The sequence below is a fragment of the Ancylobacter amanitiformis genome (genome assembly GCF_030814815.1).
In the GTDB taxonomy this organism is placed as follows: domain Bacteria; phylum Pseudomonadota; class Alphaproteobacteria; order Rhizobiales; family Xanthobacteraceae; genus Ancylobacter; species Ancylobacter amanitiformis.
Window position 1 is genome coordinate 1 of record NZ_JAUSVR010000016.1, and the last position, 20,875, is coordinate 20,875.

Below are 20,875 nucleotides of genomic sequence, written 5' to 3' on the forward strand. Positions count from 1 at the left end.
ACGCTCGCTCAGCAGGAACAAATCACCCATGCCAGCCTCCTCAAGGGAGACTGTGAATCACAACTCAAGGCAGATTAATAGGTCCTGAGCCTAGCGCCCCTGAGGGGCGTGCCGCGTTGTCGAGCAGCGCCTTGTTCCAGGCACCCGCGGCATTGTGCAGGTCCAGCGCCATCTGTGCCGCCTCCAGCGGCGGGGCGCCGTAATGGTCATCAAGCGGGTTGAACAGCGCCACGTGAAGGATCGGCGCGATCCCGCCAGCCCCCGCGCCGTCCTGCACGAAGCGCACCGAGCGCCCGCCGACGCTGTATTCATAGGCCTCCGCCCAGCCATCCGCGCCGGGCACCACGCGCATGCGGTCGGGGCGCAGCACGTGCAGTTCGCGCAGTTCTCCCCCGAGCGCCACCGCCTCGACATAGGCATTGCCGGCGATCATCAGATGCGCCGCCAGCGCCTCCAGCAGTCCGGCGCCGCCGAGGCGCGCATTGGGCCGGGCGAGAAGATCGATCAGCGGATGGGCGGCGATCTCGCGCCCGCCCTCCAGCAGGGTGAAGCTCACCTGCCCCACCGCCTCGGCGACCAGCCGCACGCAGCGATGCGCCACGGCATTGCGCTGGTAGCCTTCGCGCGCCAGCGCCGCATAGTCGCGCGGCGTCCATTGCGGCCGATGCCCGCCGATCAGCGCGATGAGCGACTGCGTGCGCGAGGCTTTGGCCTCCGGCGGCACTGCCGGGCGGCGGAAGGGAAAGAGCTTCATGAAGGGCTCCGTGTGAAGAGGATCGCCCCCATCCTGGGGACCGATTGATCGCCCTCATCCTGAGGTGCAAGCGCAGCGAGCCTCAAAGGATGGGTTTCAAGTGCGCCCGACGAGCACCCTTCGAGGCCGCCTGCGGCGGCACCTCAGGATGAGGGCGTATTCGGGGGTTCTTGCCGGGTGATGCCCTCACTCGGCAAAGCGGCCCTATGGCAGGTCTTGTGCCTTCGGCAGATTCTTGCGCTGGGTCCCGGATCGGCACCGCACTGCGTGCAGTTGGTCCGGGAAACGGAATTCTCTGTGTCCCGGACAAGTGACGCCGCAGGCGAAACGGCGATCCGGGACCCAGCGCAGGACTCTTCGGCCGAATCCCCGCCCGGCCATGACGGCCATCTGTTTCACGTCACACCCGCCGCACCCGCGGCGCCGCCTCACGCGGGCCGAGCGCCAGCGCGGTGATCGCCCAGACCAGCGCGTCGAGCCGGTCGGGCGAGCGGCCGTTCGACAGGCCGTCCGGGCCGAAATCGCATAATTCGTCCTCCAGCGCCGGGAAGGCGCCGGCATGGCGCACGCGGCCCTGCTCATAGAGCGCGGCCACGGGCTCGGCGCGGAGCCATTTTCCGCGCGTGGCGCGCACTTCCGTAACCGGCACGGCGGGGTCGATGCCGGCGAGGATGGTCCGCACCATGTCCCCGCCCTGGTTGACCTCGACCACCACCCGGTCCGCCTCCAGCCGGTGGAACAGGCCGAGCGCCCGACCGCCCCAGCCATTCGGGGTGAGGCCCTGCGCACTCTCGTCGGCCAGCACATGCACGAGGCCGTCGCGGTCGATCCCGGCCGCGACAATGCCGCAGGCATCGGCATGGCGCTGCGAGGAGGCCGGCGGATCGACAGCCACCACCAGCCGCACCAGCGGCGGTGCCACGGTGACCCGCGCCGCCTCGATCGCGGCGCGGTTCCACAAGGCATCGTCGCGGTCCTCAATCAGTTCGCCGTCGAGCTCCTGCCGTCCCAGCCGGGTGCCGGCATAGCGGCCGACTACGGTTTCGAGAAAGGTCGGCGCGAGATGGGCGGCATTCTGCGCCGTGCCCATCCGCGTCACCGCCGTGCGCGGATCCGCCAGCAGGGCGCGGATCAGGCTGGTCGGCCGCGGCGTGGTCGTCACCATCTGGCGCGGGCGACGGCCGAGGCGCAGCCCGAATTGCAGCATGTCGAAGCTCGCCTGCGCATAGCGCCATTTGGCCAGTTCGTCGCACCAGGCGGCATCGAACTGCGGTCCGCGCAGGCTCTCGGGATCATCGGCGGAAAAGCCCTGCGCCACCGCGCCGTTCGGCCATTCCAGACGCCGGCGCGTCGGCTCCCAATTGGGCCGTTCGCGGCGCGGATGCACGGCGAGGATGCCCGACACACCCTCCACCATCACTTCGCGCAGATCGGCGAGGCTCTCCGCCACCAGGGCGATGCGCCCGGCCGGCGGGCCCATGAGCGGGCCGCCCAGTCCCAGCGCGAGCGCCCGCACCCATTCGGAGCCGGCGCGGGTCTTGCCGGCGCCGCGCCCGCCCAGCACCAGCCAGGTGAGCCAGTCGCCGCCGCCCTGCGCCGCGAGAGGGGGATGCTGCGCCGGCCGGCCGATCAGCGGCCAGTGGTGCAGCAGCCATTCCGCCGTGTCGGCCTCCAGCGCGGCGAGCAGATCAGGCAGGCTTCCCTGCTGCCAGCACGCGCTCAAGTGTTTCGCCAAGCTCGCGTCGGAAGGCGTCGGCATCGCGCAGCTCGGCGTCATCCTCGTCTCCCTGAGGCTCGGCGCGTTCCAGCGCCGCGAGTTCGCGCAACGAGCGCACGAGAATGGCAAGGGTGCGCGCCGCCCGCTCGGTCTCGGCGACGCCGTCCGACGGGCGCTCGCGTCCCACCCGGGCGATCAGCCGCTCCACGGCGGCGATCTCCTTCTCGATCCGCTTGACCAGCCGGGCGATCAGCTGGCCGCGCGGCACGGCCCGGTGGCGCCGGGTGCGGGCCGTGCGGGCCGCCGGGGCGGCGGGCGTGCGCGAGGCAGGACGGGCGGGCGGAACGGCCGTCGCCCGCGCGGGCCGCCGGCGCTTCCAGCCGCGGCGGCTGGCCTGGCGATAGACGCCCGGCCCGGTGACGCCGAGCAGCTTGGCAATCTCCGCCACCGGCGCGTCGGTCTCTTCATAAAGACGCCGCGCCTCGCTGAGCGCGGCCGGCGAGATGGCCGGTTCATCCTGAGCCATGCCACCCCCGCCGCACGCTGCAAGCCAATAAAAAAGCCGGCCCAAAGGCCGGCTGTCGAAAGAAGATCGGGGCGCCCTGTTCCGGCCGCCCATCGCCCACGCAACCTGACGGGTCAGCAACCCGCCCCATCGACGCAACTGTGGAGCATGACCTGAAGCTACCCGGCCAGCGTTGCGCTGTCAAGGACTATTTTCCTAGATTAGGAATAATCATCAGGCGGCGCGGCATGGTGCGTTGGTTGGGCGCCGAGTGCGATCGCGCGAACCGTCGCCTTGCGATCCCCGTGAAAACATGGCCCAGCCTCCCTCCATGAGGCACCGCCCCTTCCCGCAGACCGCGACGACGCCCGGGGCCGCAACGCATTCCCGGCACCGTTCTCGCGGTCATCAAGGGCGCCCCCCTGTGCGCCTCGACGTCGTGGGCGGGCAGATGCTCACCTCCTGCATCGCCAACGAGACGGCGGAGCCCTGGCCGAAGGAGGGCAGCAAAGCCTCTGCCGTGGTGACGGCCTCCCGCATCATCATCGCGCTGGATGGAGGAGGCGCGCCATCGCGTGCCCACCGCGCTCGAACCGGACAGCGTCCCGCGGGTGCGCGGCCTCGATGGCCTCGACGGCACGCCGCTGATCGACCTCAAGCCCGACCACGGCCCGTTCACCCCCATCGCCCCCGCGCAGCCGGGCGGCTCCGCCGGAATGGCGATGGAACGGGGCTCACTCGCGCGCCAGCGTGCCCAGCCCGAACCCGTCGAGATCCTCGATCGTCACCGCGCTCGCCCGCCCATCCGGGCCGAGCGCGAAGCTCACCGACTCCGGCAGGTCGGGCAGTTCCGGCGCCGGCCGATAGGTGAAGATGTCGCGGTTGAGCGGGGTGAGCGGGAAACGTGCCCGCCCCTCCGGGCCCAGCCGCAGTTCCAGACGGTCGCCCTGCGCCACCACCTCGGCCGTACCGACATAGGCATTGCGATAGCGCCCCGCATAGGCCGCGAGCGGCGCCGGCGGCAGCACCCCGCCCGATGGCGTGACGGACGCGGCGAGCGGCGGCGCGAACATGCCGGCATAGGCGGCGTTCCACGGCGTGACCCAGTCCTTGCCCGGCCTGCCGTCGAAGGCGAGGTCGAAGAAATCATCGGCCAGCCCCTCGGGCACGCCGGTCGGAAAGGCATTGGTCAGCACCACGATGGCGATGCCGCTTTCGGGATAGATCGTCACCAGCGTGCGTGCGCCCACGCTGAAGGCGCCGGCATGACCCCAGCTCAGCCCATGGCGACCGAATTCGACATTCCAGCCCAGCCCATAGAAGGAGGCCGCGCCGCTCACCGGGTTGTTGCCGCGTGCCATAAGCGGCTGATGCGTAGCGGCCAGCGCCTCGGCGGCGATCAGCCGCTCGCCCTTGTACATGCCGCCGCCGAGTTCCAGCCGCAGCCATTGCGCGAGGTCCCGCGCCGTCGAGGACACGCCGCCGGCGGGTGCCTGCGCATCGGGGTCGCGCGTGATCTTCGCCGCCCAGCTGCCCGGCCCGCCCAGATGCAGCTCGGCGCGGTTCTCATGGCGGATGAAATCGGCGTGGCGCGAGGAGGTCGAGGCCATGCCGAGCGGCGCATAGAGTTCCTCCTGCGCCACCTGCTCCCACGGCTTGCCGGTCGGCTTCACCGCCGCCACCGCGCCCGCGGTGAGGCCGAAATTGGAATAGGAATAGCCGGCGCGGAAGCTGGAGGATGGCGGCACGAGACGCAGCCTCGCCAGGATCGTCGCGCGGTCATAGCCGAGCGATTCGAGCTCGTTGCCCGCATCCCCCGGCAGGCAGGAGCGGTGCGAGAACAGGTCGCGCACCGTCAATTGCTGCGTCGGATAGGCGTCGTGCAGCTGGAAGGACGGATCGAGCGAGGCGATCGTGCTGTCCCAGCCGAGCACGCCCTTGCCGACCAGCCGCGCCACCACCGTGGCCGACAGGGGCTTGGAGAACGACGCTAGCTGGAACACCGTGTCGGCATCGACCGCCCCGGGCTTGCCCGCCTCGCGCAGGCCATAGCCCTTGAGGAAGACCACCTCGTTATCCTGCACGACCGCGATGGCAAGGCCGGGCACCTGCCCGTCCGCCACCGCCTTCGCGGCCAGCCGGTCGAGCCCGGCCAGCGCCGGGTCGACGCGCGCGCGCGGGATCGGCTCGGCGATGGCCGCCGCACCGCCCGCCAGAAGCGCCGCACCGAGCAGGGTCAGCCGGTGGAAAAGAGGCAGATAGCGCGGCATGGTTGCCTCCCGGCATGACGGACGGGCCCATACTGGCCGATCCGCCATGCTTCTCAAGAGGCCGGCGCGGAAAGAGCCGGCCGCATGTCGGCCTCAGCCCGCCTTGTGCAGTGCGAGGAGGCGGATTTCCGTCAGCAGCGCGTCGACGCCGCCGAGCAGGAAGCCGGCGGTCTTCTCGTCGACGAACACCCCATCCTTGATCTTGTCGGCGACACCGGGAATGGCGAGGTGGGGATAATCCACCACGCGCCCGCCGGCGGCGGCGAGCGATTCACGCACCTGCGCCTGCGCGCGGATACCGCCGGTGGAACCGGGCGAGGAGGTGACGACCAGCACCGGCCGGCCGCGCAGAGCGCCCTTGCCAAAGGGGCGCGAGCCCCAGTCGATGGCGTTCTTCAGCGCGCCGGATGTGCCGTAATTATATTCCGGCGAGGTGAAGATGACGCCATCCGCCGCCGCGATGGCCGCGCGCAACGCCGCAGCGCCCGCCGGCGGGGTCTGCGTGTCCTCGTCCTGATTGTAGAGCGGCACGTCGTTGAGCGTGAAGACGTCAAGATCGGCCTTGGGCGCGAGCGCGGCCTTCAGGGCCAACAGCACGGCCGTGCTGTGGGCGCCGGCGCGCAGGCTGCCGGAAATGCCGAGAAGCTTGGGGCGGGTCGTCATGTCGCGAAACTCCAGATCATCAGGCGCGCGCCGGGGGGCGCCGCGCGTCACGCTAAATCTCCGCTGTTCAGGCCCGCCGCTCAAGCGCCGGGACGTGCATTCCTGCAATCTTCCCCATGCATGACTGAAACCAAACAGTCCATCATGCAATCCTGCACTACAGGCGGCCCCGCCCGCATCCGCCGTTTCGCATTGCGGCAAAGCGTGTTACCGATTGAAGGCGTTGCGTAGCAGGAGGGCCGTCGCCCTTGATCTTGACCGACCGCGACATTCTCGACGCGCTCAAGGACGGGGCGCTGAGCATCGATCCGGTTCCGCCGGCGGATTTCTACGCGCCGAACGGCGTGGATCTGCGGCTCGATAGCCGCCTCACGCTCTACCGCGCCGTGGCCGCGGGCGAGGACCCGGTGATCGACCCGGCGCGACCGGGCTACAGCTTCCGCGAGGCCATCACCCGGATGGCCGACGATATCGAGATCGGCGGGGAAGGCTTCGTGCTCGATCCCGGCCGGCTGGTGCTGGCCTGGACGCTGGAGCGGGTGGACCTGCATCCCGGCGCACGGCTCGCCGCGCGCGTCGAGGGCAAGAGTTCGCTGGCCCGAATCGGGCTCATCGTCCATCTGACCGCGCCCACCATCCATGCCGGATCCACCGGTCGCATCCAGCTTGAGATCATCAATCTGGGTCCCCGTCCCATCCGCCTGCGGACCGGGATGAAGGTGTGCCAGTTGATTCTCGAGCAGACGCTGGGCGTGCCGCAGCGTGGCTATGGCGGGCAATTCGCCGGCCAACGCGCGGCGGAGTGAGAGCGGGCGTGCGCTCTCAGCGCCCGCCGGCCCGCATCTTGCGCGCGGCGTAACGCTCGTCGCGCTTGGCCTTCTGCGCGGCGGCCTCGGCGGTGGCGCGCTCGGCCTCGGCAGCGGCGTGAGCAATGGCGGCCTCGCGGGCGGCGATCTCGGCAGCCGCGTCCGCGGCGGCCTTGGCGGCGGCGGCCTCGCGGGCGGCGATCTCGGCGGCGGCGGCGGCTTCCGCGCGCGCGATGCGGCGCGCCTCGCGGGCCTCTTCCACGGCCTTGCGCTCGGCCATGCGGGCGAGGACGGCCGGATCGTCCTTGCTCGGCCGGGCCTTCAGGCGGTCAAGCAGACGTGCCTTGGCAGCGGCGGAGTTCTGGCGGCGGTCTTCGAAGCTATCAATCGTTTTCATGGCCGTTCTTTAACCCGAGAGCGCGCCGACGGCAATAACCAGCCTGCAAAACCGTGCATTGACAGGCGCGGGCAGCGACGTCGTTTCGCGCCGCGATCCGGCCGTTCGGGGCTGCGCTTTCGCGTTCCCGCTGGTGTCGCGTCAAGAGCCGCGGAGACCTCAATCCCGGACACCTCAATCCCGGACACCTCAATCCCGGAGACCTCGCAAGCTATGTATTCCTGTCCGTCGCCTGGGGGGCCTCCTTTCTCGCGGCCAGCCGGGTGGTGCCCGCCTTCGGCTGGGCCGGCGCGGTCTCCTTCCGCGCGCTCATCGCCTCCGCCACGTTGTTCCTCGTGGCAAGGGCGATCGGGCGCCGGCTGGACTTCAGCTTCGGCATCGTGCCGCTCATCATGGCCGGCGTCACGGCCGTGGCGGGGCAACTTGCGCTTCTGTCCTACAGCCTGCCGCTGATCGGCACCGCCATGTCGGCCAGACTGGTCGCCATGATCCCGCTGTTTTCCATGCTCATCGCCCGCCTCCGGGGGTGGAGCGCCCCGGTCCGGCCGATCACGCCGGACGTCATCACCACGATCGGCCCGACACGGCGATCAGCGTCGAATTCGCGGTGACGGGCGTCGCGGTGCTCATCGGCACGCTGCTGCTGGGCGAGCATCTGACGCCCGTGCAGATGGCCGGCGGGGCGGCCATCGCCTTCGGCTGCGCGCGGGTGCTCGGGTTGGTGCTCGGGCTGGTGCCCGGCCGGCGCGGACGCGTACCGGCTCGGGCGTTTTCGGGCGAGGCGGATTCCGCGTCAGCGGAGGTGCGCTAGCTCCCGAGCAGGGTCGAGCGGTTGAGCCGGCGCAGCGCGAGGTCCGCCCGCTCGGCGTCGCGGCGCGTCTTCTCCACGCTGTCGCCGGTGAACTTGAGGTGGCGGTGCGCCGCCTCCTCGGCGGCCGCCGCCTCGGCGTTGATCACCGCGAGGCCCAGCGCCTTGTGCTGGGCCAGGAGGTCATCGCGGAAGGCGGGATGCGCGAACAGGCTGGTGCGGTTGAAGAAGATGTCCCGCCGCAGCATCTCCGAGAAGGCCCGCATCACATGCAGGATGACAAGGTTGTGCGAGGCGGCGTAGATCAGCCGGTGCAGCACGAGATCGGCCTCGGCCTCGCGGGTGGGGTCCTCGGCGCGGTGGGCTGTCTCCATCTCGGCGAGGCAGTCGCGGATGGCCTCGCGCTCCGGCTCGGTGGCGCGGATCGCGGCGAGCCCGCTGGCCGTCGTCTCCACCGCCGCGCGGTACTCGAAATAGTCCGCCGTCACCGCCTCATTGGATTGCAGCAGCCCGGCCAGCGGATCGGTGAGGCCGGCGAGAAACTGCGTGACCCGCGTGCCCTCGCGGCCGGTCGACAGCAGCCCGCGCGTCTCCAGTATCGCGAGCGCGTCGCGCAGCGAGGGGCGGGAGACATCGAGCCGCTCGGCGAGGTCGCGCTCGCTGGCGAGTTTCTCGCCCGGCCGCAGCACGCCCTCCAGAATGAGCCGCTCGAGGTGCCCGGCAATGGCCTCCGCCAGCTTCGGAGTCTTGAGCCGCTCAACCATGGTGTCCTCCCCTGCCCCTCCCTGCCCCTTGTTCCTACGCCATTTTTCCGCGCCGCGCACATCGCGCATTGTTGGCACCGTGCGACCAAAGCCCAAGGCACAGACCGATTGACTTGACTGGTAAAACGAATTTACCAGACTGGATGTTCACAACCGCAAGCTCCCACCCTCGCCGGGGCCACCTGCCGGGAGCGCGAACGGAGAGGCACGCTGCCCCACCCGTCCCGCAGGCGCCGCCCCTCGCCGGGAGCGGCGCCCCGTGATCGGCGAGGGGCACCCCGCGCAAGGGCCGTGGGGCATCCATCATTGACGTCCGATGGGGGAGGCGTATGAGCCTGCCCCAAAAGCCTGCGCAGGGGAAAGCGACCCATGGCCACCGTCACCAATATCCAGGACCTCCGGCAGATCGCGATGCGCAAGGTGCCGCGCGCCATCTTCCATTATGCCGACCGCGGCTCCTATGACGAGGTGACGCTGAAGGCCAACAAGGCCGACCTCGCCGCCATCCCGCTGCGCCAGCGGGTGATGATCGACGTGTCCGACCGTTCCACCGCCACCACGATGATCGGCGAGAGCGTGGCGTTGCCGCTTGCCATCGCGCCCACCGGGCTCACCGGCCTGTTCCACGGCGACGGCGAGATTCACGGCTGCCGTGCCGCCCATGCCGCCGGCATCCCCTTCACCCTCTCCACCATGTCGATCTGCTCGATCGAGGACGTGGCGGCGGCGGTGTCGAAGCCGTTCTGGTTCCAGCTCTATGTGATGCGGGACCGCAAGTTCTCCGAATCGCTGATCGAGCGCGCCAAGGCGGCGAAGTGCTCGGCGCTGGTGCTGACGCTCGACCTGCAGATCCAGGGCCAGCGGCACATGGACATAAAGAACGGGCTCGCCGTTCCGCCCAAGCTGACGCTGGCCAACGCCATCGACATCGCCACCAAGCCGGCCTGGGCGCTCAGCGTGCTGATGGGCAAGCGCCATTCCTTCGGCAATCTCGCGGTGCGCAAGGAGAGCGACAGCCTCACCACGCTGTCGCAGTGGATCGCCGGCCAGTTCGACCCCTCGCTGTCCTGGAAGGACGTGGAATGGGTGCGCTCGCTGTGGCCGGGCAAGCTCATTCTCAAGGGCGTGCTGGACGTCGAGGACGCGAAGATCGCGGCGCAGGCCGGCGCCGATGCCATCGTGGTGTCGAACCATGGCGGGCGCCAGCTCGACGGGGCGGTCTCGTCCATCTCGGCGCTGCCGAAGATCGTCGACGCCATCGGCGGCGGCAAGAGCGAGATCTGGTTCGACGGCGGCGTCACCTCGGGTCAGGACATCCTCAAGGCCCGCGCGCTGGGCGCGCAGGGCTGCATGATGGGCAAGGCCTTCCTGTGGTCGCTGGCGGCGGGCGGCGAGGCGGGCGTCGCCAAGGCGATCGAAATCATGCGCCGGGAACTCGACGTCTCCATGGCGCTCACCGGCACCCGGGACATCAACCAGGTCGACAAAAGCGTGCTCGCGCTCTGAGGCCGGTACGGACGGCCCCATGGCGAGACTGGCCCTGTATCCGCCCGGCCGTTGTCAGCGCTTGCGCGGTGATGCGGCCGACGGCGCCGCCTCTGCCTTGACGGGCGGGGCCTTCGGCGTCCGCCGTGTCGCCCCGCGCGGCAGGCGCAGCGGCCAGCGCACCATGTGATCGACGAAATCCTGCAGCGGCAGGTCGTCTTCCAGCACGGCGACCTTGCCACGCACCGAGACCCCGACCTGGTGCACCGTGTCGCGGTCACCCGAGACCAGATGGTGCCACCAGTAGAGATCGCGCCCCTCCTCCACCAGCCGGTAGGCACAGGAGGTCGGCAGCCAGTCGATGGCCCGCACGGTCTGCGGCGTCAGGCGCACGCAATCGGGCACGACCGCCTGCCGATTGGGGTAATCGCGGCAGCGGCAGCCATCCTCGTCGAGCAGCTTGCAGCCGATATCGGTATAGGCGATCGCCTCGGTGTCCTCGTCCTGCAGCTTCACAAGGCAGCAGCGCCCGCACCCGTCGCACAGGCTCTCCCATTCGGCGGAATCCAGTTCCTCCAGCGACTTGGTGCGCCAGAACGGCTCGGCAATATCGGACGTCATGCGACCTTCGCAGGAGAAGCGGACCAAAACGCCGGCGGCTTCATCAACCGGCAATCAAACCTTAGATAGCGTCGGGCTTCCATTGAAGCGAGCCCTCACGCGCCACTCGTCGCCGCGCGAGGGCTCGGCTATAAGGCAGTCATACCCGGATCGACGCCGACGGGCACCCGGGCATGGCCGGGCGCGTATCCGGCTTTCGAGTGCCGGGCCTTTGGGGCCGGCCAGTTGACGACCGGCCAGTTGACGACCGGCCCTGGAGTATCGGCCTTGGAGTATCGGGCTTGAGCGACACGCCGCAGGATGTTTCCCCCGACCCGCCGCCGGCCGGGCCGACACCGCCGCGCGCTCCGCGCCCGCGCGGCAACCGGCGGCTGCGGAACTTCCTGCTCGCGCTCGATTCCTGGATCGATTCGACCATCTATGCCAGCGGCATCGGCCTGCGCGCGTTCTGGGATGCGTTCGTCGCCTTCACCGAGCGCTTCAACGTGCAGGGCCCGGTGCGCCTCGCCATCTCCCTCGCCTCGACCGGCATGAGCTGGGGGGCGATCGGCGCCGTGCTCATGCTGGCGCTGGCCGTGCCCGCCTTCCACGAGACCTCGGACGACTGGCTGAAGCGGGCCGAGCTGTCCGTCACTTTCCAGGACCGCTACGGCAACATCATCGGCGAGCGCGGCATCCGCCACAATGACACGGTGCCGCTGGAGGAATTTCCCGATCACCTCATCAAGGCGGTGCTGGCCACCGAGGACCGGCGCTTCTACGACCATTTCGGCATCGACATTCCCGGCACCTTCCGCGCGGTGCTGTCCAATGCGCGCGCCGGCGGCGTGGTGCAGGGCGGCTCCTCGCTGACCCAGCAGCTCGCCAAGAACCTGTTCCTCTCCAACGAGCGCACGCTGGAGCGCAAGATCAAGGAAGCGTTCCTGGCGCTGTGGCTGGAATTCCATCTCACCAAGAACCAGATCCTGAAACTGTATCTCGACCGCGCCTATATGGGCGGCGGCACTTTCGGCGTGGACGCGGCGGCGCAGTATTATTTCGGCAAGTCCGCCCGCGACGTGAACCTCGCGGAGGCCGCCATGCTGGCCGGCCTGTTCAAGGCGCCGTCGAAATTCGCGCCCCATGTCAACCTGCCGGCCGCGCGCTGGCGCGCTTCCGTCGTGCTCGACAACCTCGTCGATGCCGGCTTCATGACCGAAGGCCAGGTGTTCGGCGCCCGCCGCAACCCGGCAACGCCGGTCGACCGCAAGCAGGACGACGTGCCGGAATATTATCTCGACTTCGCCTTCGACCAGGTGAAGCAGATCGTCGACAAGCTGCCGCGCAGCTATGCCGAGCGCTCCTTCCTGGTGCGCACCGCGCTCGACCCCAATATCCAGAAGGCCGCCGACCTCGCGATCCGCGACAGCCTCAAGCAGTTCGGCAAGGATTACGGCGCCAAGCAGTCCGCCATGGTGGTGATGGAGCCGAACGGCGCGGTGCGCGCCATGGTGGGCGGGCGCGACTATGGCGAGAGCCAGTTCAACCGCGCCACCGATGCGCTGCGCCAGCCCGGCTCGTCCTTCAAGCCCTATGTCTATACCGCCGCGCTGATGACCGGCAAATACACGCCCGACACCATCGTGGTCGACGGGCCCATCTGCATCGGCAACTGGTGCCCGCAGAATTACGGCCGCTCCTATGCCGGCCGCATTCCGCTCATCACCGCCCTCACCCGCTCGCTGAACACCGTGGCGGTGAAGCTGGCGGAGGCGATCGGGCGCGGGCGCATCGTCGATCTCGCCCATGCCATGGGCGTGAAGAGCGAATTGAAGATCACCCGCGCGCTGCCGCTGGGCGCCGCCGAAGTGACAGTGCTGGACCAGACGACCGGCTATGCCGTGTTCGCCAATAACGGCATGTCGGTCGACCCGCACACGATCATCGACATGCGCACCCCCGCCGGCGAGCCGGTGTGGAACTTCGACCGCGACGGCCCCAAGCCGCACCGGATCATCCCCGAAAACATCATCGGCATGATCAACCCGATGCTGAACAGCGTGGTGGAGAACGGCACCGGCCGGCGCGCCCGGCTGCCGGGGGTGAAGGTGGCCGGCAAGACCGGCACCACCAACGCCTATCGCGATGCCTGGTTCGTCGGCTTCACCGGCAATTATGTCGGCGCCATCTGGTTCGGCAATGACGATTACGCCCCGACCCGCAAGATGACCGGCGGCACCCTGCCCGCCATGACCTGGCAGAAGGTGATGGCCTTCGCCCATCAGGGCATCGAACTGAAGCCCCCGCCGAGCCTGGAGGGCCTGCCGGTGCCCAAGCTCGACGGCGCGGTGGCGAATGCCGAGGCGCTGCAGGTCGACGGCGTGCAGCGCCCCGTCACGCTGTCCCCGGCTGCCGCCCGGCAATTGATGACGCTCTCCAGCCGCATGCGCGAGGCGGCGGGACAGCCGATCCGCCGGCCCACCGCCGCCGCCGATCCCGGCCAGATTCCGGCCCCCGTGCCCAGTGCGGGGGCGAGCGGCAGCAATTGAGACGATGTCGCGAACACGGCCCCGCCGAGGAAGACGGCCGTGCCGATCCGGATGGCGGAGCGATCGCGAGACCTTGCCGATTGACCTTCCCGCTTCCAGTGCCCATGCATGAGCGTTCCCGCGTTCCATCGGATTGCCCGAAACCGTGCGTTCCCTCCTCTTCATCCTGACGCTCGCCATCGGCGCCGCCGTCGGCCTCGGCCTGACCTGGTTCACCACGGTCAAGGGCTATGGTCCGGCGTCGATCCGCTCCGGCGCCTGGGAGGCCTGGCCCAAGGCGGGGGCGGAGGATGCCGATCCCTATGCGCGGGCCGCGCTCGCCCGCGCCGGCGAACTGCCGCTGGAACTGGCCGACGGCCTCGCCTTCGTCGCCAGCACGGACGATGCCGGCATGCCGCTGGACGGGCGCTGCGACATCCGCCTTACCGGCAGCCTGCCGCAGGCGCGCTTCTGGACGCTCACCGTCACCGACCCGCGCGGCCGGCTGATCGACAACCCGGCCAAGCGCAGCGGCTTCACCAGCCCGGAAGTGGTGTGGAACCGGGATGGCACGCTCGACCTGCTGCTGGGCCCGCGCGCCCGGCCGGGCAACTGGCTGCCGACCGGCGCGCGCGAGCGCATCGTGCTGACGCTGCGGCTCTACGATACGCCGGTCGGCCTTGCCCGCCGCACCAGCGACGCACCGGCCATGCCGCGCCTGGTGACGGAGCGCTGCCCATGAGCGAATACGCAATGCGCCCCGTCCCCCGCCTTGCAACGGGGGGAAGGTCTTGATGAAAAGGCTGATCGTGCCGATCCTCGCCGGCCTCGTGCTGGGCGGCATCGTGCATCTGGTGGGGGTGCTGATCCTGCCCTATCTCGCGGAGAAGGACGCCTATTCCCGCCTCTCGGCCATCGGCGACGTGAACACCGTCACCCCCATCGACGACCCGTCCTCGGAGGGCGCCGTGCTGCCGGCGAGCGATCCCGCCTTCGTCTCGGCCGTGTGCCTTTACGATCTCGGCGACGGGCCCCTGAAGATCCGCGTGCCGACGACCGAGGACTACACTTCCATCTCCTTCTATACGCGCTACGGAATGCCGTTCTACGCCATCAACGACCGCTCGGCCGGCCGCAGCGTCATCGAACTCGACTTGATGAACGCCAAGCAGAAAGCCGCGCTGCCGGAGAATGACGAAGTCACGGTGGCCGACCGTCTGGTGGTCGAATCACCCAGCGACGAGGGCGTCGTGCTCATTCGCGGACTGGTTCGCGAGCGTAGCGCCCGCGAGGCGATCAAGGCGCTGGTGGATGCCGCCGGCTGCGACAGCCCGTCATAGGCTGCCGCTGGTCGGGGCCGGTCCGTGGCTACCGCCGGACGGCCGTTCGGGCACCTGCGCGCGCACGCGCTGGATCACCTGCAGGATCACGATTTCGCCGGTCGCTGCCTCACCGGTGACGGCGCCACCCGTCTCGCCCTCCCCCGCGCGCGGGGCGGCTTGCGGACGCGCGAGGCGTCGCCCGGCGTTCGAGGCATGGCAAACGGCACGATCACGCCCATCTCGCCCTCCGCGGGGTTGCACGGATTCACGCCAGCCGATCCCGCCGTCACGGGGGCGGATCGGCGGGGAAGGCACGTTTTTCCGCAGGGTTAACCCAATTGGTCCCGTAACGGACGTTCATGGTTAACGCCTTTCTAACGTTCCACGCCTAGCTTGGTTTCGCGGAACGGCGCGCGACGCCGGAATCATTTCATCAGACAATTTCATCCCTATGCCCCCTGCGACCGGTTCCGGCCTCAAACTCCTGATCGAGGAAGCACGTCGCCGGCACGAGGACACCCGGCCGGACATGCTGCGCGCGCTTGTCGGGCTGTATCTGCGCCAGCCGTCGCACAATGCCGACGAGCAGACCCGTTTCGCCACGCTCGCCCGTCACCTGATCGCCGCGGTGGATGCACCCGCCGCCGCCCGCGCGCTGCGCGAGATGGCACCTCGCCGCGATCTGCCGCGCGATTTCGTGCTCGACCTCATCGACGGGCCGATCGCGCTGGCCGGCCCGATGCTGCGCCTGTCACCGGTTCTGGACGAGGAAGACCTTGCCGCGCTGGTGGACCGGGCGAGCCCGGATCAACTGGCCGCCATCAGCGCCCGTCGCGAGGTCTCGCCGGCGCTCGCCAAGCGGCTGGCGGCGCGCATGCACCGGGCCGGGGCGCCGGCGCGAGAGCCGCACCCGGCTGTCGCGACGGCGCTCGATACGGCCGCCTTGACCGCCGAGATTGTCGCCGGCATCGCCTCGGAACTCGCCGCCGCGTTTCCCGAACGCCCCGCCGCGCCCGACCAGGGTGAACCGCGCGATACGGCCGCGCCCGACGGCGACCCGCGCATCGCCCCTCCCCCGGCAGTTTCGCGGCTCGACTATCTCGCCGCCTCGCCGGAAGAGCGCGCAGCGCTGGTCGCCCGCCTCGTCACCCTGCCGCCTCTCTCGCTGGCCGAGCGGGTGGCGGCGGCCGACGGCACTTTCACCGACGCGCTGCTCGATCTGGCGAAAGCCGCCGAACCCGCCGGCATCGCCGCCCTGATGGAGGCGGCGCTGGGCGTGACGCGGGAGAACGCGGCGCGCATCGTCGCCGACGAGACGGGGCAGGCCCTCGCGGTCGCCGCGCGCGCGCTGGGTCTCTCCTTCGCCGTGCTGTCGCGCGTGCTGTTCCGCCTGCACCCGGCCACCGGTCGCTCGGCGGCGGAAATGAGCCGGCTGGCCGACATGTTCGACGGGTTGCCGCTGGCCAGCGCGCAACATCTGGTCGCGAGCTGGCGCGGCGGCCGGCGGATGGCGCGCGAGCGGGGGGAGGACGCCCCGTCCATGCGCAGCTATGGCCACGCCCGCGCCACCCCCGTTACCGCCTCCGATTCGGGCGAGGCGCGCCAGCAGGGTTGATCGCGCGCTCACCGACGTCGGTGGATCAGTCGCGCGCGAGTTCGAGGAAATGCCGCCCCTCGCGATCCTCGATCTCGACGAACCACAGGTCGGGATCGAAGCGGATCTCCTTCGCCATGCGCTCCTCGGCCGCGCTCTCGGGCGAACCGGGCGGCACCAGCGGCGCGAAAAGCCGCTCGCCGGGCACCGCCACCTCGGCGAGCGAGGGCAGCGCGGGCCCGAACAATCCGGCCTTGCCGTCGAGCGTCGCGATCTTCACGAAGATGGCGCCGGCATCCTCGGCGCCACGCCGGCGCACGGCGGCGAAGGCGCCCACGCCATGAGCCCGGCGGATCAGCGCGGAAACCCAGATGCCGCTTTTCAGACGCATGGCGTCCCCCTCGCGGTCAACCGCCGCCTATTGAATCTGCAGGCCGGCAATGGCGTTCAGCTCGCGCACCACGCGGTCGGAAATCTCGCCGGTCACCGGCAGGCGGCGGTCGCGTTCGAAACGCTGGATCGCCTCGCGCGTCGCCTCGCCCGGGCGGCCATCGACGCGAATCGGGCCGTAGCCGAGCCGGGCGAGCGCCTTCTGCACCTCCATCACGCGCGGCGAGGCCCCGACCTCGGCCGGGGGCACGACCGCGGCGGCAGGCGCTGCGGCGGCGACATTGGCGGGCGGCAGCAGCGGCGCGGCGCCAGCCGGGGCTGGCGCAGGCGCAACCGCGGCAGCCGGCGCGCGCGGCGGCTGGGTGGGCCTGGCCGGCGGCAATGGCGCGGCAGCGGGTGCGGGCGTGAGGTTCATCGGCGCCGCGACGGCCGGCGCATCGGAATGGCTGGCGGGCGCCTGCGGCTGGGCGGGCGGCGGCGCGGCCGGCGCGGGGGTCGGCAGCGGGGTGGAATCGCCCGCCACGGCTGCCGCGGCGGCGGCCAGAAGATCGGTCGGGAGGGAGCCGGTGACGGAGGCGGGGGCCGCGCGCCGCGCGCCATGTATCACCAGCGCATTGCCGAGAATCGCCGCGCTGGCGAGAGCCGCAAGGAACAGCATGATCGTATCGGACGTGCGCCGCCCCGGCCGGCTGGGCTGGTGGGCCACGACGCGCTCGCCGTCGAGGTCGATCTCGTCGACCAGCAGATCGCTTGCGTAGGACCTCGGCATGGCATCCCGAACCGACGCGCCCCCCTGGCGCGGTGTCGTCCGACACTGCCACGAGAGGCTTAAGCGAACCCTAAGGCCGGAATTTTGCTTAACAAGCGCTTGCCTCAATCGCGCAATTTCACGCGTTGCCGACATCGGTTGGGCAACCTGATGCCGTTATCCTGTGGCCTTGAGGATCCTCCGCGAGGCCGCGGGAAGCGCCATGTTCTTTTTGTTACGCGTCGCATTCTGGTTGACCATCGTCCTGCTGCTCCTGCCCAGCATTCCGGGCGGGCCCCTGCATGACGCCGCCGCCCCGAAGGACCAGCCGGTGGGCGCCATGGAGGCGCTGTCGGCCGCCACCTCGGCCATGGCGGATGCGAGTGGGTTTTGTGCCCGCCAGCCGCAGGCCTGCGCCATCGGCGCCGGGGTGATCCAGATGATCAGCGAGCGGGCGGAAGCCGGAGCGCGCTTCGCTATCTCCTATATTGCCGAGCAGATCGGCGAGGAAAAGCGCCGCGCCGCCGCCCGCGCCACCGGGACGCCGAGCGGCGACACGCTGACCACGCGCGATCTCAGCCCGGAATGGCAGGGCCCGATCGCCCCGGGCGGGCTGCCGAACGAGACATCGGCATCCGTGCCGGCCGGCAGCCCAGGACCGGCCTCCTCCCCGCCCGCCGTGCCGCTGCCGCCCAAGCGACCGGCCTGACCACGCGTCCGGCCTGACCACGCCTCCGGCCAGACCGCGCGCCGGAGCGCGGCCCCGGCGCACCGGGCGAAGGCCCCACCATTGCACTCGCCCCCCCGCCGCCCCTATATGCGTCCGGCGAGGCGCACATGACGACATCGAGCATTGACCGCATCATCGAGGATTTCGAGCTTCTCGATAATTGGGACGACCGCTACCGCTATCTCATCGAGCTGGGGCGCACGCTGGCGCCCTTTCCCGAGGCGGAGCGCAGCGATGCCAGCAAGGTGCAGGGCTGCGCCAGCCAGGTGTGGCTGGTGAGCCGCGCGACCCCTGACGACGCGGGAACCCGCCTCGCTTTTCTCGGCGATTCCGATGCGCATATCGTGCGCGGTCTCATCGCCATTCTGATGGCGCTCTATTCGGACCGCACGGCGCCGGAAATCCTCGCCGCCGATCCCGCCACCGTCTTCTCCCGCATCGGCCTCAAGGACCATCTGACGCCGCAGCGCTCCAATGGCCTGCGCTCGATGGTCGAGCGCATCCGGGCCGACGCGCGCCGCGCGCTCGCCACCCCGGCGCACTGAACTTTCCGCTCGGCTACAGCGACGGGCGGCCCTCCGCGCTCCAGGCCCGAATGGGCCCGGCACGCTCGGGGCCCCGCGCGGCGACGGCGAGGCCATAATGGCGTGCCAGCCGGTCGAGGCCGAGACCGAGCACCACCTTGGCGGTGCGCGCCGGCCAGCCGCGATCCTGCTCCACCTGCTCCAGCCCTTTCAGGAAGCAGCACACATCGGTGAGCAGGCCGGCAAATTCCGGGCCGGCGGCCTCCAGTGCCGCGCTCACCCGCTGACGCGCCGCCAGCGCCGCCTCTGACGGCGTGAGACCGGCGGACGGCCCGCGCCTTCCGCTGCGCCCCACCGCCTCCCAATCCGCCGTCAGGCGCGGCATCATCTGCGCGCGGGTGAAATCGGCCCGCAGCCGCTCCCCCGCCACCAGCTGGGCCGCGCCGACCAGCGCGCTGCCATTGCGTCCGCGCCGGCGGGCGAGCCAGCCGAGCGGGCTTTCCTCCAGATCGACCAGTACCTGCGTGGCGACACCGTCGACCGCCACCTCCACTCGCTCCAGCCGACGCTCAGCCATGGCGGAGATCCTCCCGGCGGGCGGCCTCGCGGGTGATGATGTCTTCCAGGCGGGCGATCCGCTGGTCCCAGACCGCCTGCTCGCGCCGCTCCTCCACCCGCCGGCAGGCATGGGCGACGGTCGAGGGGTGGCGCGCAAACCCCGCGGCCACCCGGCGGAGCGACAGCCCGAGCGCGACATGGGCGAGATACATGGCGAGGGCGCGCACGGCGGCGATGGAGCGCCCGCCGGCCCGGCCGAGGACGGCATCCGCCGGGTGGTCGGCGTCGGCGGCGGCAAGGTCAGCCGCCAGCCGGCAAAGCGCGCGGCACCGCGCGCGTGCGGCTTCTCCGGTTGCCGGAGGCGGCGGCAACGTTGCCCGCATGGTGGGAGCGGAGGAAGGGATCGCGATGTTGCCCATGAAGTCGAACTCCGTACCTAGGAATTTCAACCTACAACCTAGAGAGGTATTATTCAAGTGCAAGCGTCTAAAGTTGCATCGTTACCGCGACATCCGGATCCGCCGACCCCCGGCGACACAACCCACGGTATAGGAAAATTATCCGACACCTGTCGCCACGCACCCATACTGGCGGGCGTAGGCGGCGAGGTGGAACCATGACATTGACGCGCGGCAGGCGAGCGATCCGATCCATGCGGAGCGAGGAGCCGGAGGTTGCCATCGCGGCGCGGGCGGCGGCGCTGCGTCCGTTTATCGGAATCACGGTGGAGGAGCGGCGCACCGCCCTGCTCCGGCTGCTGCGGCAGGAGCGCCGGGCCTCGCGCAGCGGACATGGCTACGATGCCTCGCGCCACGCGGCGCTGCGCCGGCTCATGGCGGAAATGCAGGCTGCACCGGACCGGCTTCGCGGCCCGGGCGCGACAGCGCATAACGAAAAGGCCGCCCGGGCGGCCGGGCGGCCTCGTCAACTTCGTTAGGGCGCAGGCGAGCGCGGCGGATTCGCGATCCCGCAGGGATACCGTATCGGCATCGGCATCTGGCTCATTTCCGACGAACGCAGGTTCACGCGGATGAGCCAGGCCAGCATGCGGTGGCGATCCCTTCGACGAGGCGGACGCCTTGGCTCAGGTCCGAACGGTGCGGCGACGCTGCTGCCCGAGGCCCATTTCCTTGGCCAGGGCGGAGCGGGCGGCGGCGTAGTTCGGAGCCACCATCGGATAGTCGGCCGGAAGGCCCCACTTCTCGCGATACTGCTCGGGCGTGAGGTTGTACTGCGTGCGCAGGTGCCGCTTGAGCGACTTGAACTTCTTGCCGTCCTCCAGGCAAATGATGAAGTCCGGTGCAACCGACTTCTTCACGGGAACGGCGGGCTTGAGCGGCTCAGGCGTCAGCTCGACCTCGCCGGTCGTCACGCGCTGCAGTGCAATGTGCACTTCCGTCAAGAGAGCAGGCAGGTCACTGGCCAGGACCACATTATTGCTTACGTAAGCGGAGACGATATCGGCGGCCAGCTCGATATAGGTTGCGGCGTCCGTGGTGTCGCTCATGGCTCATTCTTCAAAGGATGTTGGTATACCGGAACGCCGATTGACGGCATCCACATGTACGCGTCTATTTCCACGACAATACGCTCAGTGCCAGCGCATACAATTTGTCGTTTGGATACGTATGGATAGATAGACTTCCGCGTGAGAACCCGCAAGGTATTTCACGCGCCGTTCGCATATTTTGTTCGTGACATCACCTGTTGCT

Annotated in this window: 23 protein-coding genes and 2 pseudogenes; 12 read left to right on the top strand and 13 right to left on the bottom strand. The window is 69.9% G+C overall.

Annotation, left to right across the window (positions count from 1 at the left end; translation table 11 throughout):
* Positions 1–91 precede the first annotated feature (91 nt).
* From QOZ99_RS18095 to QOZ99_RS18105, 3 genes and pseudogenes are all read right to left on the bottom strand, one after another.
* Positions 92–754: pseudogene (locus QOZ99_RS18095) on the bottom strand (phage portal protein); the annotation flags it as partial.
* Positions 755–1,154: 400 nt separating this feature from the next.
* Positions 1,155–2,477, bottom strand: coding sequence for a DNA-packaging protein (locus QOZ99_RS18100; protein WP_306891403.1), 1,323 nt, complete (start codon positions 2,475–2,477; stop codon positions 1,155–1,157).
* Positions 2,443–2,997, bottom strand: a complete 555-nt coding sequence (locus QOZ99_RS18105) for a fatty acid desaturase family protein (RefSeq protein ID WP_306891405.1) — start codon at positions 2,995–2,997, stop codon at positions 2,443–2,445. Before QOZ99_RS18105 ends, QOZ99_RS18100 begins: the two co-directional genes overlap by 35 nt.
* A gap of 590 nt (positions 2,998–3,587) precedes the next feature.
* Between QOZ99_RS18105 and QOZ99_RS18110 the strand changes: the two are divergent.
* Positions 3,588–3,680, top strand: a pseudogene (locus QOZ99_RS18110) (tRNA (N6-threonylcarbamoyladenosine(37)-N6)-methyltransferase TrmO); the annotation flags it as partial.
* 30 nt (positions 3,681–3,710) lie between these two features.
* On the opposite strand, the gene QOZ99_RS18115 reads toward QOZ99_RS18110, so the two are convergent.
* Both QOZ99_RS18115 and QOZ99_RS18120 read right to left on the bottom strand, forming a co-directional pair.
* Positions 3,711–5,246 (bottom strand): serine hydrolase, encoded by a 1,536-nt coding sequence (locus tag QOZ99_RS18115; RefSeq protein WP_306891406.1) that lies wholly within the window; start codon positions 5,244–5,246, stop codon positions 3,711–3,713.
* 93 nt (positions 5,247–5,339) lie between these two features.
* The gene (locus tag QOZ99_RS18120; protein WP_306891407.1) at positions 5,340–5,909 is read right to left on the bottom strand and encodes an NADPH-dependent FMN reductase; all 570 of its coding nucleotides are present in this window, start codon (positions 5,907–5,909) and stop codon (positions 5,340–5,342) included.
* A gap of 248 nt (positions 5,910–6,157) precedes the next feature.
* Between QOZ99_RS18120 and dcd the strand changes: the two genes are divergently transcribed.
* Positions 6,158–6,715, top strand: coding sequence for a dCTP deaminase (gene dcd, locus QOZ99_RS18125; protein ID WP_306891408.1), 558 nt, complete (start codon positions 6,158–6,160; stop codon positions 6,713–6,715).
* 16 nt (positions 6,716–6,731) lie between these two features.
* Here dcd and QOZ99_RS18130 read toward each other — a convergent pair whose 3' ends face one another.
* Entirely contained in the window at positions 6,732–7,112 is a 381-nt protein-coding gene (locus QOZ99_RS18130; RefSeq protein ID WP_183187979.1) for a DUF6481 family protein, read from the bottom strand.
* A 263-nt stretch (positions 7,113–7,375) separates the two neighbouring features.
* Between QOZ99_RS18130 and QOZ99_RS18135 the strand changes: the two genes are divergently transcribed.
* On the top strand, positions 7,376–7,723 hold the full coding sequence (locus QOZ99_RS18135) for a hypothetical protein (RefSeq protein ID WP_306891409.1): 348 nt from the start codon (positions 7,376–7,378) through the stop codon (positions 7,721–7,723).
* A complete protein-coding gene (locus QOZ99_RS18140) occupies positions 7,720–7,923 on the top strand; it encodes a hypothetical protein (protein WP_306891410.1) in 204 nt (67 codons plus the stop codon). The genes QOZ99_RS18135 and QOZ99_RS18140 overlap by 4 nt, the downstream gene beginning before the upstream one ends.
* On the opposite strand, the gene QOZ99_RS18145 is transcribed toward QOZ99_RS18140, so the two are convergent.
* Entirely contained in the window at positions 7,920–8,684 is a 765-nt protein-coding gene (locus tag QOZ99_RS18145; protein ID WP_306891411.1) for an FCD domain-containing protein, read from the bottom strand. The two genes, QOZ99_RS18140 and QOZ99_RS18145, sit on opposite strands and share 4 nt — an antisense overlap.
* 369 nt (positions 8,685–9,053) lie before the next feature.
* Here QOZ99_RS18145 and QOZ99_RS18150 point away from each other — a divergent pair, with 369 nt between their 5' ends.
* Positions 9,054–10,190, top strand: coding sequence for an alpha-hydroxy acid oxidase (locus QOZ99_RS18150; RefSeq protein ID WP_306891412.1), 1,137 nt, complete (start codon positions 9,054–9,056; stop codon positions 10,188–10,190).
* A 54-nt stretch (positions 10,191–10,244) separates the two neighbouring features.
* On the opposite strand, the gene QOZ99_RS18155 is transcribed toward QOZ99_RS18150, so the two are convergent.
* Positions 10,245–10,790 (bottom strand): YcgN family cysteine cluster protein, encoded by a 546-nt coding sequence (locus tag QOZ99_RS18155; protein ID WP_306891413.1) that lies wholly within the window; start codon positions 10,788–10,790, stop codon positions 10,245–10,247.
* Between the two features lie 281 nt (positions 10,791–11,071).
* On the opposite strand from QOZ99_RS18155, the gene QOZ99_RS18160 reads away from it, so the two are divergent.
* The 4 genes from QOZ99_RS18160 (at position 11,072) to QOZ99_RS18175 (ending at position 16,234) form a co-directional block, all read left to right on the top strand.
* The gene (locus QOZ99_RS18160) at positions 11,072–13,318 is read left to right on the top strand and encodes a transglycosylase domain-containing protein (RefSeq protein WP_370876887.1); all 2,247 of its coding nucleotides are present in this window, start codon (positions 11,072–11,074) and stop codon (positions 13,316–13,318) included.
* A gap of 145 nt (positions 13,319–13,463) precedes the next feature.
* Entirely contained in the window at positions 13,464–14,039 is a 576-nt protein-coding gene (locus QOZ99_RS18165; protein WP_306891414.1) for a DUF1214 domain-containing protein, read from the top strand.
* A gap of 52 nt (positions 14,040–14,091) precedes the next feature.
* Positions 14,092–14,637: a DUF1254 domain-containing protein gene (locus tag QOZ99_RS18170; protein ID WP_306891415.1), complete on the top strand. Its 546-nt coding sequence runs from the start codon at positions 14,092–14,094 to the stop codon at positions 14,635–14,637.
* Between the two features lie 433 nt (positions 14,638–15,070).
* Positions 15,071–16,234 (top strand): DUF2336 domain-containing protein, encoded by a 1,164-nt coding sequence (locus QOZ99_RS18175; protein ID WP_306891416.1) that lies wholly within the window; start codon positions 15,071–15,073, stop codon positions 16,232–16,234.
* Positions 16,235–16,259: 25 nt separating this feature from the next.
* Here the strand turns inward: QOZ99_RS18175 and QOZ99_RS18180 are convergent, their stop codons facing one another.
* Together QOZ99_RS18180 and QOZ99_RS18185 are read right to left on the bottom strand one after the other, a co-directional pair.
* Complete coding sequence (locus tag QOZ99_RS18180) at positions 16,260–16,604, bottom strand: DUF1491 family protein (RefSeq protein WP_183187968.1); 345 nt, start codon at positions 16,602–16,604, stop codon at positions 16,260–16,262.
* Between the two features lie 27 nt (positions 16,605–16,631).
* On the bottom strand, positions 16,632–17,372 hold the full coding sequence (locus QOZ99_RS18185) for a peptidoglycan-binding domain-containing protein (protein WP_306891417.1): 741 nt from the start codon (positions 17,370–17,372) through the stop codon (positions 16,632–16,634).
* Between the two features lie 202 nt (positions 17,373–17,574).
* On the opposite strand from QOZ99_RS18185, the gene QOZ99_RS18190 reads away from it, so the two are divergent.
* Together QOZ99_RS18190 and QOZ99_RS18195 are read left to right on the top strand one after the other, a co-directional pair.
* The gene (locus QOZ99_RS18190) at positions 17,575–18,060 is read left to right on the top strand and encodes a DUF5330 domain-containing protein (protein ID WP_306891418.1); all 486 of its coding nucleotides are present in this window, start codon (positions 17,575–17,577) and stop codon (positions 18,058–18,060) included.
* Positions 18,061–18,188: 128 nt separating this feature from the next.
* Positions 18,189–18,626 carry a SufE family protein gene (locus tag QOZ99_RS18195; RefSeq protein WP_306891419.1) on the top strand — a complete coding sequence of 146 codons (438 nt, stop codon included), beginning with the start codon at positions 18,189–18,191 and terminating at the stop codon, positions 18,624–18,626.
* A 13-nt stretch (positions 18,627–18,639) separates the two neighbouring features.
* Here the strand turns inward: QOZ99_RS18195 and QOZ99_RS18200 are convergent, their stop codons facing one another.
* Both QOZ99_RS18200 and QOZ99_RS18205 read right to left on the bottom strand, forming a co-directional pair.
* Positions 18,640–19,182, bottom strand: a complete 543-nt coding sequence (locus tag QOZ99_RS18200) for a DUF6456 domain-containing protein (RefSeq protein ID WP_306891420.1) — start codon at positions 19,180–19,182, stop codon at positions 18,640–18,642.
* Positions 19,175–19,582: a helix-turn-helix domain-containing protein gene (locus tag QOZ99_RS18205; protein ID WP_306891421.1), complete on the bottom strand. Its 408-nt coding sequence runs from the start codon at positions 19,580–19,582 to the stop codon at positions 19,175–19,177. Before QOZ99_RS18205 ends, QOZ99_RS18200 begins: the two co-directional genes overlap by 8 nt.
* Before the next feature lie 233 nt (positions 19,583–19,815).
* Between QOZ99_RS18205 and QOZ99_RS18210 the strand changes: the two genes are divergently transcribed.
* Positions 19,816–20,100: a hypothetical protein gene (locus QOZ99_RS18210; protein ID WP_306891422.1), complete on the top strand. Its 285-nt coding sequence runs from the start codon at positions 19,816–19,818 to the stop codon at positions 20,098–20,100.
* A gap of 147 nt (positions 20,101–20,247) precedes the next feature.
* On the opposite strand, the gene QOZ99_RS18215 is transcribed toward QOZ99_RS18210, so the two are convergent.
* On the bottom strand, positions 20,248–20,670 hold the full coding sequence (locus QOZ99_RS18215) for a Ros/MucR family transcriptional regulator (protein WP_306891423.1): 423 nt from the start codon (positions 20,668–20,670) through the stop codon (positions 20,248–20,250).
* Positions 20,671–20,875: the final 205 nt, after the last annotated feature.